This is a genomic window from Rhodovarius crocodyli (assembly GCF_004005855.1).
Classification (GTDB): domain Bacteria; phylum Pseudomonadota; class Alphaproteobacteria; order Acetobacterales; family Acetobacteraceae; genus Rhodovarius; species Rhodovarius crocodyli.
The window spans coordinates 447786-460996 of sequence record NZ_SACL01000003.1 but is presented as its reverse complement, the minus strand read 5'-3'; the positions used below and the strand labels follow the sequence as shown (position 1 = coordinate 460996).

The 13211-nt window shown below is 69.0% G+C and carries 15 protein-coding genes; 4 read left to right on the top strand and 11 right to left on the bottom strand.

Annotated features, from left to right (window positions below):
• Positions 1–8: 8 nt before the first annotated feature.
• The 7 genes from EOD42_RS11390 to atpH all read right to left on the bottom strand — a co-directional run bounded on the left by EOD42_RS11390 (position 9) and on the right by atpH (position 6909).
• Positions 9–1109 (bottom strand): endo-1,4-beta-xylanase, encoded by a 1101-nt coding sequence (locus EOD42_RS11390; RefSeq protein WP_240655125.1) that lies wholly within the window; start codon positions 1107–1109, stop codon positions 9–11.
• On the bottom strand, positions 1106–1942 hold the full coding sequence (locus EOD42_RS11385; protein WP_127787637.1) for a ferritin-like domain-containing protein: 837 nt from the start codon (positions 1940–1942) through the stop codon (positions 1106–1108). Before EOD42_RS11385 ends, EOD42_RS11390 begins: the two co-directional genes overlap by 4 nt.
• A 98-nt stretch (positions 1943–2040) precedes the next feature.
• Positions 2041–2454 (bottom strand): ATP synthase F1 subunit epsilon, encoded by a 414-nt coding sequence (atpC, locus tag EOD42_RS11380; protein ID WP_127787636.1) that lies wholly within the window; start codon positions 2452–2454, stop codon positions 2041–2043.
• A gap of 4 nt (positions 2455–2458) precedes the next feature.
• Positions 2459–3889 (bottom strand): F0F1 ATP synthase subunit beta, encoded by a 1431-nt coding sequence (gene atpD / locus EOD42_RS11375; protein ID WP_127787635.1) that lies wholly within the window; start codon positions 3887–3889, stop codon positions 2459–2461.
• 12 nt (positions 3890–3901) lie between these two features.
• A complete protein-coding gene (locus EOD42_RS11370; RefSeq protein WP_127787634.1) occupies positions 3902–4771 on the bottom strand; it encodes a F0F1 ATP synthase subunit gamma in 870 nt (289 codons plus the stop codon).
• 9 nt (positions 4772–4780) lie between these two features.
• Positions 4781–6319: a F0F1 ATP synthase subunit alpha gene (gene atpA, locus EOD42_RS11365; protein WP_127787633.1), complete on the bottom strand. Its 1539-nt coding sequence runs from the start codon at positions 6317–6319 to the stop codon at positions 4781–4783.
• Entirely contained in the window at positions 6319–6909 is a 591-nt protein-coding gene (gene atpH, locus EOD42_RS11360; protein WP_127787632.1) for an ATP synthase F1 subunit delta, read from the bottom strand. Before atpH ends, atpA begins: the two co-directional genes overlap by 1 nt.
• Before the next feature lie 277 nt (positions 6910–7186).
• Here atpH and EOD42_RS11355 point away from each other — a divergent pair, with 277 nt between their 5' ends.
• Both EOD42_RS11355 and motA read left to right on the top strand, forming a co-directional pair.
• Positions 7187–8236 (top strand): flagellar motor protein MotB, encoded by a 1050-nt coding sequence (locus EOD42_RS11355; protein WP_127787631.1) that lies wholly within the window; start codon positions 7187–7189, stop codon positions 8234–8236.
• The gene (gene motA, locus EOD42_RS11350) at positions 8233–9099 is read left to right on the top strand and encodes a flagellar motor stator protein MotA (protein WP_127787630.1); all 867 of its coding nucleotides are present in this window, start codon (positions 8233–8235) and stop codon (positions 9097–9099) included. Before EOD42_RS11355 ends, motA begins: the two co-directional genes overlap by 4 nt.
• Here motA and EOD42_RS11345 read toward each other — a convergent pair.
• The 4 genes from EOD42_RS11345 to EOD42_RS11330 form a co-directional block, all read right to left on the bottom strand.
• Positions 9087–10556 carry an amidase gene (locus tag EOD42_RS11345; protein ID WP_127787629.1) on the bottom strand — a complete coding sequence of 490 codons (1470 nt, stop codon included), beginning with the start codon at positions 10554–10556 and terminating at the stop codon, positions 9087–9089. The two genes, motA and EOD42_RS11345, sit on opposite strands and share 13 nt — an antisense overlap.
• A 43-nt stretch (positions 10557–10599) precedes the next feature.
• Complete coding sequence (locus EOD42_RS11340; protein ID WP_127787628.1) at positions 10600–11307, bottom strand: SH3 domain-containing protein; 708 nt, start codon at positions 11305–11307, stop codon at positions 10600–10602.
• A gap of 70 nt (positions 11308–11377) precedes the next feature.
• Positions 11378–11599, bottom strand: coding sequence for a hypothetical protein (locus EOD42_RS11335; RefSeq protein WP_127787627.1), 222 nt, complete (start codon positions 11597–11599; stop codon positions 11378–11380).
• Between the two features lie 21 nt (positions 11600–11620).
• On the bottom strand, positions 11621–11935 hold the full coding sequence (locus tag EOD42_RS11330) for a DMT family transporter (protein ID WP_127787626.1): 315 nt from the start codon (positions 11933–11935) through the stop codon (positions 11621–11623).
• A 149-nt stretch (positions 11936–12084) separates the two neighbouring features.
• On the opposite strand from EOD42_RS11330, the gene EOD42_RS11325 reads away from it, so the two are divergent.
• On the top strand, positions 12085–12555 hold the full coding sequence (locus EOD42_RS11325; RefSeq protein WP_127787625.1) for a MarR family winged helix-turn-helix transcriptional regulator: 471 nt from the start codon (positions 12085–12087) through the stop codon (positions 12553–12555).
• On the top strand, positions 12552–13211 hold the full coding sequence (locus EOD42_RS11320) for a GNAT family N-acetyltransferase (RefSeq protein WP_127787624.1): 660 nt from the start codon (positions 12552–12554) through the stop codon (positions 13209–13211). The genes EOD42_RS11325 and EOD42_RS11320 overlap by 4 nt, the downstream gene beginning before the upstream one ends.

Here is a 13211-nt window from a genome sequence, read left to right as displayed (position 1 = left end):
TCTGCGTATTATCCGCGCAGCGCGCCGGCGATCGCCTGCCACATCGGCTTGCGGCGCAGTTCCTCGTCGAAGGGCAGGCCACGGGTGGTGGCGCCGTCCCGGCGCAGCACGCCCGGCTCATTGCCCAGCCAGGAATTGCGGTCGGTCAGGCCCCAGGTGATGACGGTGCGGCAGCCGCCTGCGACCGCGACATCCAGGAACTGCTTCACGCGTTCGGCCACGGCGGCATCGCGGGCGGGAATGCCCTCCGCCAGCGTGTCCGGCTCGCGCACGTCCAGCTCCGTGATCAGGATGGCCAGGCCCATGGCGCGGATCTGGTCCAGGAAGCGGGCGAAGGGCGCGGGGTCGAAGGGCTTGCGCATCTGCAGATGCGCCTGGATGCCCAGCGCATCCAGCGGGCAGCCCTTGTCCAGCAGGCGGCGCAGCAGGGCCAGCAGCCGGCGGCGCTTCTCCTCCGCGTCGGGGGTCGATTCCTCGATGCCGTATTCGTTCAGCGTCAGCCGCAGGGTCGCGTCCTGCGCGCGGGCCGTGCGGAAGGCCATCTCGATGTAGTTGGGGCCCAGCGCCTTGAACCACGGCGTTTCACGCAAGGGGTTGTCGCCGGCCTGGGGCACGTCCGCGCCCGGCGGGTTGGCGATGGGCTCATTCACCACATCCCAGTCGCGGATGTGCTGGCGGGTGGTGCCGAGCACGCCGGCGAAATGCGCCTCCATCACGCCGCGCGCGCGGTCCGGCCCCTCGGCCAGGGCCGCCTTCACCCAATCCGGGATCGCCTCCTGCCACAGCAGGGCATGGCCGCGCACGCGCTGCCGGTTGGCCTGGGCGAAGGTGATGATGGCGTTCAGGTGGGAAAAGTCGAAGCGGCCTTCCTCGGGCTGCAGGGCCACCCATTTGGCTTCCCATTCGGGGGTCAGCAGCTCGGCCTCGGCCGCGAACAGCGCGGCATAGGCAGCATCGCTGCCCAGCAGGTCGGCCCGGACGGCCGCCCCGAAGCCGCGCCCGGCCGCGCGCGCGATGGAGCGCAGGGTCTCGGCCGGGGCGGGTTGGGTCTGTGCCACGGCGCAACCCGGCAGCGAGGCCACCAGGCCGAGCGCGTGGCGGCGCCTCACGCCGCGGCCTTGTAGGATTCCAGCGCGCGCTCGTACTTGCCCTGGCGCCACTTCACCAGGCGATAGGCGGCACGGGCGGCCAGCCGCGATGCCCGGCCGCGCGGGCTGAAGCCCACCGCCTTGAACATCATGCCCATGCCCCGGTCGAGGTGGGAGAACTGATAGAACTTCATCGCGCGCGCCATGTAGCCGGTGATGCAGCGCGTGTGGTCATAGGGCGTGCCCTCCGGCTCATTCGAGCAGTGGAAAGCGAAGGCCAGCTCATCATCCTCGGATTCCGTGGCGCGTCCGGCGGCGACCCTAAGCCGTTGCCAATGCGAAAGCTTCTCACGTTCCAGATAGCGCTTCAGGTGATCGTAGAACAGCTTGAAGTGCCGGTACTCATCGGCCGCGATCAGGCGGCAGACCTGCTGCAGCACCGGCTCCTTCGTCGCATCCGCGAGCGCGGTGTAGTAGCTGGAGGTGCCCGTCTCCACGATGCAGCGCGCCACCAGCTCACCCGAGCGGGAGCCGCGGATGGAGGCACCGGCCTTCACGTCGATCTTGTAGCCGGCGCGATAGCGGGCGAAGGCGGTGGGATAGTCGAAGGTCGGGTCGGCCAGGCTGGCCCAGCGGCCCAGCGCATCGCCGTGCTGCACTTCCTCCAGCGCCCAATGGTCGGAGGCATCGCGGAAGTCCGGGTCGTCGCGGAAGACGTTCTTCAGATATTCCGCGTAGTCGTCGCCGTTGCGCTCGACCATGGCCGCGGCCTTCACCAGGGGAACGATGTCGGGCTCGACCAGGCTGGGGTCGAATCGATCCCAGGCGACGTCATCCAGATGCCAGTGCTTCATGGAGGGGGTTTTTCCCGTTTGGCGCCCCGGATGCAAGCGGGATAACAAAAAAGGCGGCCTTGCGGCCGCCCCTTTGCGTTTCAGGTGATCGGGGGCGCTCAGGCCGCCGTCGCCAGATCCTTCTTGACCCGCATCGCGAGCAGGCGATCCATCGCCTCCTCACGCTTCTCGGGGCTTTCGGCGGCGGCGGCCGTATAGGCGGCCTCCGCCTTGGCGACATCGGCATCGGCCTGGGCGCGGCTGAGCTCGGCAACCGGGGTGGCCTCGTCGGCCAGCACGGTCACGCGCTCAGGCGTCACCTCGGCGAAGCCGGCGGGGACGAAGAGGGTCTCCGTCACCTGGCCGCCTTCATAGACGCGCAGGGCACCGCCGCGCAGGCTCACGATGGCAGGCACGTGGCCCGGCAGCACGCCCATCTCGCCTTCCGCGGCCGGGATCACCACCATCTCAACCTGGCGGGAGAGAAGGAGCTTCTCAGGGCTCACGAGTTCGAGGAGGAAGGTGCCGGCCATGTGATCAGGCCGCCGCCTTCAGGGCTTCGGCCTTCTTCACCGCGTCCTCGATGGTGCCGACCATGTAGAAGGCAGCCTCGGGCAGGTGATCGTACTCGCCCTTGCAGATCGCGGCGAAGCTGCGGATCGTGTCCTCCAGCTTCACGAACACGCCCGGGGAGCCGGTGAAGACCTCGGCCACGTGGAAGGGCTGGGAGAGGAAGCGCTGGATCTTGCGCGCGCGCGCCACGATCAGCTTGTCCTCTTCCGACAGCTCATCCATGCCCAGGATGGCGATGATGTCCTGCAGGGACTTGTAGGTCTGCAGGATCTTCTGGACTTCGCGCGCGGTGTTGTAGTGGGCGTCGCCCACGATGCGCGGGTCCATGGCGCGGCTGGTGGAGTCCAGCGGGTCCACGGCCGGGAAGATCGCCTGCTCGGCGATCGAGCGGCTGAGCACCGTCGTCGCGTCAAGGTGGGCGAAGGAGGTCGCGGGCGCGGGGTCGGTCAGGTCGTCGGCGGGCACGTAGATGGCCTGCACCGAGGTGATCGAACCCTTGTTGGTGGAGGTGATGCGCTCCTGCAGGGCGCCCATATCCGTCGCCAGGGTCGGCTGATAGCCCACCGCGGAGGGGATGCGGCCCAGCAGAGCGGACACTTCCGCGCCGGCCTGGGTGAAGCGGAAGATGTTGTCCACGAAGAACAGCACGTCCTGGCCCTGCTCGTCGCGGAAGTATTCCGCCATCGACAGGCCGGACAGGGCCACGCGGGCGCGCGCACCCGGCGGCTCGTTCATCTGGCCGTACACCAGCGCCACCTTGGAACCGTCGGTGGAACCGTCCTCGTTCAGCTTGATGACGCCCGCGTCCACCATTTCGTGGTACAGGTCGTTACCCTCACGGGTACGCTCACCGACGCCGGCGAAGACGGACACGCCGCCGTGGCCCTTGGCGATGTTGTTGATCAGTTCCTGAATGGTCACGGTCTTGCCGACGCCGGCGCCGCCGAACAGGCCGATCTTGCCGCCCTTGGAGTAGGGAGCCAGCAGGTCGATGACCTTGATGCCCGTCACCAGGATCTCAGCCGCGGTGGACTGGTCGGCGAAGGCCGGCGCGTCGCGGTGGATGGTGTAGGTCTTCTCGGCGTTCACCGGGCCGCGCTCGTCGATCGGCTCGCCGATGACGTTCAGGATGCGGCCGAGCGTCGCGTTGCCCACGGGCACGGAGATGCCGGCGCCCGTGTCCACCGCCTCGGTGCCGCGGACCAGACCGTCCGTGGTGTCCATGGCGATGGTGCGAACGGTGCGCTCGCCCAGGTGCTGGGCGGTTTCCAGCACCAGCACGCGGTCACCGATGGTGACGTGCAGCGCGTTCAGGATGTTGGGCAGTTCTTCCGGGAACTGCACGTCAACCACGGCGCCGAGCACCTGGGTGACCTTACCGACGTTGTTCTTCATCCGTGCAGCTCCTTAAACCGCCTCGGCACCGGAGATGATCTCGATCAGCTCGCGGGTGATGTTGGCCTGGCGGGTGCGGTTGTAATTGAGCGTAAGCTTGTTGATCATCTGGCCGGCGTTGCGCGTGGCGCTGTCCATCGCGGCCATCTGGCTGCCGTAGAAGCCGGCACCCGATTCCAGCAGCGCGCGATAGACCTGGATGGCCAGGTTACGCGGCAGCAGCTTGGTCAGGATTTCTTCTTCCGACGGCTCGAACTCGTACTGCGCGGTCGCGGCACCCGATTCCGGCACTTCGGCCGGGATCAGCTGCTGGGCGGACGGCGTCTGGCTGATCACGCTGACGAAGCGGTTGTAGATCAGCTCGCACACATCGAAGGCGCCATCTTCCAGCTGCGTCGTGATGGACGCGGCGACGGAGGAGGCATCGTCGAAGGTGATGCGCTTCTGGTTGGCGAAGGACACCTCACCCACGAAGCGGTCGCGGAACTCGCGCTTCAGGTAGGCGGCGCCCTTGCGGCCGACCGACATGATCTTCACCGTCTTGCCGGCCGCTTCCAGGTCACGGATGCGGTTGCGGGCGAAGCGGCTGACGTTCGTGTTGAACGGACCGCACAGGCCGCGCTCGGCCGACACCACCACCAGCAGGTAGGTGTCGGTCTTGCCGGTGCCGACCAGCAGCTTCGGCGCCTCGGGCTCGCCGGCGACGGCGGCGCCCAGGGCACCCAGCATGCGGGCCATGCGCTCGGCATAGGGGCGGGCGGCCTCGGCCTGCTGCTGCGCGCGGCGCAGCTTGGCGGCGGCCACCAGCTTCATGGCTTCCGTGATCTTCTTCGTCGATTTGACGCTGTTGATCCGGAGCCTGAGGCTCTTGAGGCTCGGCATGGGGCTCTCTTACGCGCCGAAGGTCTTGGCGAAGCCGTCCAGGAAGGCGACCAGCTTCTGCTCGGTCTCCTTCTTGATCTCCTTGTCCGCGCGGATCGCGTTCAGGATGTCGGGCGCCTGCGCCTTGAGGGCGGACAGAACCTGGTTCTCATACTCGCCGACCTTGGAGACCGGGAGCTTGTCCAGGTAGCCGCGGGTACCGGCGAAGATGGAAACCACCTGCTCCTCGACGGGGACCGGCTTGAACTGGGGCTGCTTCAGCAGCTCCGTCAGGCGGGCGCCGCGGGCCAGCAGGGCCTGGGTGGTGGCGTCCAGGTCCGAGGAGAACTGCGCGAAGGCAGCCATCTCACGGTACTGGGCCAGCTCCAGCTTGATCTTGCCGGCGACCTGCTTCATCGCCTTGATCTGCGCCGAGGAGCCCACGCGGGACACGCTCAGGCCGACGTTCACGGCGGGGCGGATGCCCTTGAAGAACAGTTCCGTCTCCAGGAAGATCTGACCGTCCGTGATCGAGATCACGTTCGTCGGAATGTAGGCGGACACGTCGCCGGCCTGCGTCTCGATGACGGGCAGCGCGGTCAGCGAACCCAGGCCCGCTTCCTTGCCCATCTTCGCCGCGCGCTCCAGCAGGCGGGAATGCAGGTAGAACACGTCGCCGGGATAGGCTTCGCGGCCGGGCGGACGACGCAGCAGCAGCGACATCTGGCGGTAAGCGACGGCCTGCTTGGACAGGTCATCGTAGAAGATGACGGCGTGCATGCCGTTGTCGCGGAAGTACTCGCCCATGGCGCAGCCGGTGTAGGGCGCCAGGAACTGCATCGGCGCCGGGTCGGAAGCGGTGGCGGCCACGATGATGGAGTATTCGAGCGCGCCGCTCTCCTCCAGCTGCTTCACCAGCTGGGCGACGGTGGAGCGCTTCTGGCCGATGGCGACATAGATGCAGTAGAGCTTCTGGCTCTCATCCGTCGCGGCCGCGTTCACGGTCTTCTGGTTGATGATGGTGTCGACCACGACGGCGGTCTTGCCGGTCTGGCGGTCACCGATCACCAGCTCGCGCTGGCCGCGGCCGATGGGGATCAGGGCGTCGATGGCCTTGATGCCCGTCTGCATGGGCTCATGCACGGACTTGCGGGGAATGATGCCCGGGGCCTTCACCTCGACCAGGCGACGCTCGGAGTACTCGATCGGGCCCTTGCCGTCGATCGGGTTGCCGAGGCCGTCGACCACGCGGCCCAGCAGGCCCTTGCCGACGGGCACGTCCACGATGGCGCCGGTGCGCTGCACCATGTCGCCTTCGCGGATGCCGCGGTCGTCGCCGAAGATCACGACACCGACATTGTCGGTCTCGAGGTTCAGGGCCATGCCCTTCACGCCGGCGCCCGGGAACTCGACGAGCTCACCGGCCATCACGTTCTGCAGCCCGTAGACGCGGGCGATGCCGTCGCCGACCGTCAGAACCGTGCCGACTTCGGCGACGTTCGCCTCGGCGTCGAAGTTCGCGATCTGGCTCTTCAGGATCTCGGAGATTTCGGCGGGACGAATGTCCATCAGGCGGCCCCCTTCATGGCGTATTGCAGGCGCTGCAACTTGGAGCGGATCGAGTTGTCATACAGGCGGGAGCCGATCCGCAGGATCAGACCGCCGAGGATCGAAGTGTCCACCTGTTCGCTCAGGTGCACACCGGAATAGCCCGCTTCCGTCAGGCGCGCGACGATCTGCGCGCGCTGCGTGTCGTTCAGCGGATGAGCCGTGGTGACGGCGGCCGTCTGCTGGCCCCGGCGCTCGGCCAGCTTGGCCCCGAAGGCCACGGCCACCTCGGCCAGGTGGGACAGGCGGCGATTGGTCGCCAGCACACCCACCAGGTTATGGATCTCGGTGCCCAGGCCCAGGCGCTGGATCAGGGCGAAGGCGCCCTTGCGCTGCTCGGCGGCACCCAGACGGGGGTCGGCGACGAAGGAACGGAAGGCGGCATCCTGCTGCCACAGTTCCAGGAGCTTCTGAAGATCGGCCGCGATGCGGTCCAGCGCCTGCGGATCCGACTGGCGCTTGTCGTCAGCCAGCGCGAGCAGCGCCAGGGCGTAACGGTCAGCGAGGCCCGTCGGGTGAGGCGCTGTCTCTGCGGCGGTGCTGTCAACCACTGGCGATACCCGGCTTCTGATGTGCGGTTGCCGCGGCAGAGGGCTCTGTCGCGGCGGCCGGGCGGCCTTACCATGCGCAAACGGCACTCGCAACCGACGCCGCGCCGTTGCAGCGCAGAATTATGCCATTTTGTAACCCTTGCGCCGTTTCGCGTCAGCAACAGCGCGTTAGGAGGGTGTTCACCGCCCGCCCCCATCCTGCGCTCGTGCTCCTTGCCGCCCCCGATGCCGGGGCCGTGGGGACGCGCGCGGGTTCCAGAAGCGGGACAGGGGCAGCATGGCCAGGAACAAGGGCGATGGCGTGACCATCGTCATCAAGAAGATCGAGGAAGGCGGCGGCGGCCACCATGGCGGCGCATGGAAGGTGGCCTATGCCGACTTCGTGACCGCCATGATGGCCTTCTTCCTGCTGATGTGGCTGCTGAACGCCACCACGGAGGAACAGCGCCGGGGCCTGGCGGACTACTTCTCCCCCAGCAACGCGCTTTCTTCCGGCTCCTCCGGCATGGGCCAGCCCTTCGGCGGCACCACCATCAACAGCGTGGGCACCATGGCGCGCGATGCCGGCGCCATCCGGGTCGAGCGCGGGCACAATCCCACCCGCCTCGACATCGAGGACGAATCGGACGAGCTGGAGCAGCCGCCCACCGCCCGCCGCGAGGGCCCGCCCGGTGAGGAGGAGCAGGCCCAGCGCAACGTCGCAGCCGACCAGCCCGGCCGACCTGGCGGCGCGCGCCAGACGCCCGCCCGCACCCAGGGCGCCGAGCGCGACACCGATGCCGGCCGCATGACGGACATGGCCCTGCGGGCGGAACTGGCCCGCCGTGAACAGGCGGCGATGGAACAGGCGGCCGACCAGCTGCGCGAGGAGATCCGCCAAAACCCCGCCACCGCGGAGCTTGCCCAGCAGGTCTCGGTCGAGATCACGCCCGAGGGGCTGCGCATTCAGCTGATCGACGCGGACGGCCAGCCCATGTTCGCCTCGGGCAATGCCCAGCCCACCGAGCGCACCCGCGCCCTGATCCGCGCCGTGGCGCTGGCGGCAGCCCGGCTGCCCAACCCCATCCAGATCACGGGACACACCGATTCGGTTCCCTTCCGCGGTGACGGCCGCACCAACTGGGAGCTGTCGGCCGAACGCGCCAACGCCGCCCGCCGCCTGCTGGCGGAGGCCGGGGTGGCCGACCAACGTTTCCGCGCCGTGACGGGGGCCGCCGACCGGGAGCTGCACCTGCCTGACCAGCCGCAGGCCGCCGGCAACCGGCGCGTGGCCATCACCATGCTGCGCATCAGCGACCAGCCGCGTGGCGCGGGGGCCGCCCGATGAACACGATCGGCGGCTTCCTGTTCCTGCTGGCCACCGTCTTCGGCGGCTACGCCATCTCCGGCGGCAGCTTCGGGCTGATCCTGCACGCCCTGCCGCTGGAAGGCATGATGATCGGCGGCGCCGCCATCGGCGCCTTCATCATGGCCAATTCCATGCATGACGTGAAACACACGCTGGGCGGCTTCGGCAAAACCCTGAAGGGCTGCCGCTTCCACAAGCACGACTACACCGAAATCCTGTCGCTGATGTTCTATTTCGTGCGCCTGGCCCAGACCAAGGGCGCCATGGCGCTGGAACCGCACATCGAGAAGCCCGAGGAAAGCGCCGCCTTCGCCAAGTTCCCCAAGATCAAGACCGACCATCACGCGACCGCGCTGATCTGCGACTATCTGCGCATGGTCGGCATGAATGCCGACGACCCGCACCAGATCGAGGACGTGATGGCGCGGGAGCTGAAGAAGATCAAACACGAGGAGCTGCACGCCGCCCACGCCATCCAGAACATCGCGGACGCCCTGCCGGCGCTGGGCATCGTGGCCGCCGTGCTGGGCGTGGTGAAGACCATGGGCAGCATCGACCAGCCGCCCACCATCCTGGGCGGCATGATCGGCGGCGCGCTCGTCGGCACCTTCCTGGGCGTGCTGCTGGCCTATGGGCTGATGGGCCCGATCGCCGCCCGGCTGACAGCCGTGATCGAGGAGGAATGCCTGTATTATGAGGTCATCCGCGCCGTGATCGTGGCGCATCTGCAGGGCAACGCCCCGCAGGTGAGCGTGGAGATCGGGCGCAAGGTCGCGCCCAGCCACTCCATGCCGAGCTTCCAGGAGCTGGAAGTCAGCCTGCAGGAGCTTCAGATCGCCTGAGCCGCCTCGGCCGGCGGCACGGTCCCTGCCCTCGGGTCGATCGGCACGGTCTTGGCCAGGCCGCTCACCTGCTCGAACAGGGCTGCGGCCTGAAGGGCGCGGTCATCGCGCTTCGGCGGCGCCACCACCTGCAGGCCCACCGGCCGGCCGTACTGGTCGAAGCCGCAGGGCACGGCCACCGCCGGGCAGCCCGCCATGGTGAAGGCCGCGTTGATCATCGACCCGGCCATGTAGTTCTCCAGCTTCACGCCGGCGATGGTCTCTGGGTTGCGCAGCATCACGTCGAAGGCGGGCGTGGCCGCCCCCGGCGTGACGATCACGTCATAGGTCGCGAACAGCGCGGCCATGCGGCGATAGAAGGCCGCGCGCTCCCGGTCGGCCCAGGCCAACTGGCTGGGCGTGGCCTTCAGCCCGCGCTCGGTGTTCCAGATGATGTCGGGCTTGATCAGGTCGCGATGGGTTTGCAGCTGCAACTCACGGTCCACCACGAAGGCCTGACTGCGCAGGATCAGGAAGGCCTCGCCCAGCTCTCCCAGGTCGGGGGCGAATTCCTCCACGATGCAGCCCGCGGCCTCAAAGGCACGCACCGCCTTCGTGCATATCTCGCGGGTCTCGCGGTCCATCGGAAGCTGGCCGTTGAAGTCGGCGGTGAAGGCGATGCGCTTCGGCCGCTCGGCTTTCGCCGCCGCCACGGCCTCCACATAGGAACGGGCGGGCGCGTCATAGGTCAGCGGGTCCAGCGGGCACCAGCCGGCCATGGCATCCAGGAACAGCGCCAGGTCAGGCACGTTGCGCGCCATCGGCCCCTGCACGGACAGCGGCGAGAACATGTTGTTCACGCTGCCCCGCGTGACCCGCCCGGGCGAGGGCCGCAGCCCCACCACCCCGCAATAGGTCGCGGGCCGGCGCAGGCTGCCGCCATGATCGGTGCCCTGGGCCAGCCAGGCCTCGCCGGCCGCGAGGGAGACCGCGCCGCCGCCCGTGCTGCCGCCGCAGGTCAGCGAGGTATTCCACGGGTTGCGGGTGCGCCCGAACACCTCGTTGAAGGTCGACCCGCCCGCCCCGAACTCCGGCGTGTTGGATTTGCCGATCACGATGCCGCCATGCGCCTCGATGCGCTTCACGACAGGGTGGGAGTCCTTGGGGACATGATCCTTGAAGATGGGCGAGCCATAGGTGGTGCGCACCCCCGCCACATCCGTCAGGTCCTTGATGGAGACGGGCAGGCCGCCCAGCCAGCCCGGCGCCCCCTCAAGCTCACGTCCCTGCCCGGCCATCAGGCGCTTCGCGTGGTCGCGCGCGCGGTCCAGGCACAGGGTGGGCATGGCGTTCAGCGCGGGTTCGACGGCGGCAATGCGTGCCTCTGCCGCGTCGATCAGTTCCAGGGGCGAAACCTCGCCGCGCTTGAGAAGGGACACCGCCTCGGTGGCGGAAAGTCGGATCAGGTCGTCGCTCATCGCCCGAGTGTCGCGCCGGAAAGCCCGGCGCGGCAAGCCAGGCTCAGCGCGCCCGCGCCTCCAGCACGGAGTTATGCACCCAGCCGATCGGCGCCCCGCGCTCACCCACCTGCACCCAGCCGCCCGGCGCCTCGGTGATGAGGTCATAGGTGCTGGAGGCCGGAAGGGTGCGGATCACGTCGCCGCCACGGGCGGCGGTGCGCAGGTTGGCCCCGCTGCGGGAGGAGATGGTGACCGTGCCGTTGGCGCGCGGTGCCTCGGCCTGCGTCTCGGCGGCGGGCTCGGCCTGCTGCTCGGGCTCACGCTGCGGCATGGCGCCGGTGGGCAGGGGGGGATAGCTGCGCGCCATGGCGCGGGCATTGGCCGGGCCGCCGCCCTCGAAGCAGCGATCGGTCATTTCCATGAAAACGCGCGATGCCTCGGGGCCGGTCTCGCCCAGCGAGAGGGTGGTGACGCGCGGCGCCTCCCCTTCGAAGGAAACGACGGCGACATAGGGCACATAGGGCGCGCCGGTGCCGCTCGTCATGGTCGAACGCCCGCACACCGCCACCATGCCCGGCAGGGCCTGCTGGAACACCTGCACCCCGCGCTGCTGCGTGCCCTGGCTTCGCAGTCGCTGCTGCAGCGAGGCATCCGCGAGCGATTTCGCGGCCTCGTCTCTGCCGGAGGGTTGGGGGGTTCGCGACGCGGTTCCCTGCTCATTGCAGGCCACGCAGGCGAGGAGGACGGGGAGGGCGAGGATGGCACGCATGCCGGGCAAACGCCGGTTTCAGGCGCCCGTTTCGTGACTCTTGCCGATGCATCATTAATTTTGCGGGGGGTCAGTCAAAGACGCGAAGCAGCGCGAACAAGGCCTTCAGCGCGATCCAGATGCCGCGCACCACCAGCACGACCAGCTGGATGGCATCGCCGATGACGGCGATCCCCTCCAGCCACTCCATCAGCCGCCCGAAGAAGCCCGGGCGCTGGGGGCGGCTCTGTTCGGCGCGGCGGACCTCGGCTGCGTTGTCCGCCGCGATCCGGGCTTCGTGTTCCGGTTCCATCTGGTAACCGGAATGCGCGGTTCAGGCCGCGAGTTTCATCAGGCCTATCCCCGCCACGATCAACAATGCCGCCCCCAGGCGCATGGCGGTGGCCGGTTCACCCAGCACCAGCACGCCCACCACGAAGGCCCCCACCGCCCCGATCCCGGTCCAGACCATATAGGCCGTGCCCAGCGGCAGGGCGCGCATGGCCAGCGCCAGCAGCCAGAAGCTGCCGGCCATGGCCACCACCGTGACCAGGCTGGGCCATGGCCGGGAGAAACCTTCGGATTGCTTGAGGGAGAAGGCCCAGACCACTTCGAGCAGTCCGGCGACGGTCAACAGAATCCAGGGCATGACGGCCCTCCTTGCGAAAGGGCCGGGCCGTCCCGGGCTTGAGCTGCCCCGGCTTCGCCTGAAACCGGGCAGGGAGGACGTTGCCTCGCGGGGCCGGGATAGGGTGCGGCGGCTTGAAGGTCAAACAATACCTCGATATATATCTCGATATGGAAGATGTCGTTCACTCCCTCGGCCACCTGGCGCTCGGCACCCGCCTGCGCCGGCTGGGCGAATTGCTGCAGGCCGAAACCCAGCGCGTGATGGCCGAGGCCGGCATCCGCATCCAGGCCGGGCATTTCCCGCCGCTGGCCGCCATCGACCGGCTGGGGCCGCTGACCGTGGGCGCCCTGGCCGAGGCACTGGGCATCGCCCAGCCCGGCGCCACCCGTGCCGCCAATGCGCTGGTCGAGGCGGGCCTGCTGGCCGTCGCGCGCCAGACAGACCAGCGGGTGCGGCTGCTGAGCCTGACGCCCGAGGGCCAGGCCCTGGTCGATGAGGCCAAGGCAACGCTGTGGCCGCGCATCGACGCCGCCGTCGCCGCGCTCTGCGCCGGTGAGGGCACGCTGCTGCACCGGCTTTCCGCCATCGAGGCCGGGCTGCGGGAACGCCCGCTGCTGGCCCGCATCAGGGACGCATGATGATGCTCGACCGCCCCATCTGGGCCGCGCTGACCGGCCCGCAGGCGCATCTGGCGCAGGGCGACGCGCGGGCCTGGCGCTTCGATCCCGCCGTGCTGCCCTTCGCGGCCGGCGACGCCGCGGCCCTGGCCGCCCTGCCCGCCCCCGGCGAGGCCATCATGCTGTTCGAAACCGCGCCGCCCGATTGCCCGGCAGGGCTGGTGGAGGAAGCCCGCGCCGAGGGCGTGCAGATGGTCGCGACCCGTCCCGTCGCGGCCCCGGCGGACCCGCGCATCGAACCCCTAGGCCCCGCCGAGGTGGCGGAAATGGTGGCGCTTGCCGATCTGACGAAACCCGGCCCCATCGGGCCGCGCTGCCTGGAACTCGGCGGCTTCTGGGGCATCCGGCTGGGCGGGCGCATCGCCGCCATGGCAGGCGAGCGCCTGCGCCTGCCCGGCCATGCCGAGGTCAGCGGCGTCTGCACCCACCCCGACCATCGCGGCCAGGGGCTGGCAGGGCTGCTGACGCGCCATGTCGCGGCCCTGATCCAGGCGCGGGGCGAAACCCCCTTCCTGCACGCCTATGCCGGCAATACCGGCGCCATCGGCGTGTATGAGCGGCTGGGCTTCGCCATCGCGCGCCGGATGCAGGGCCGCGTCTATCGCCGGCCGACATAG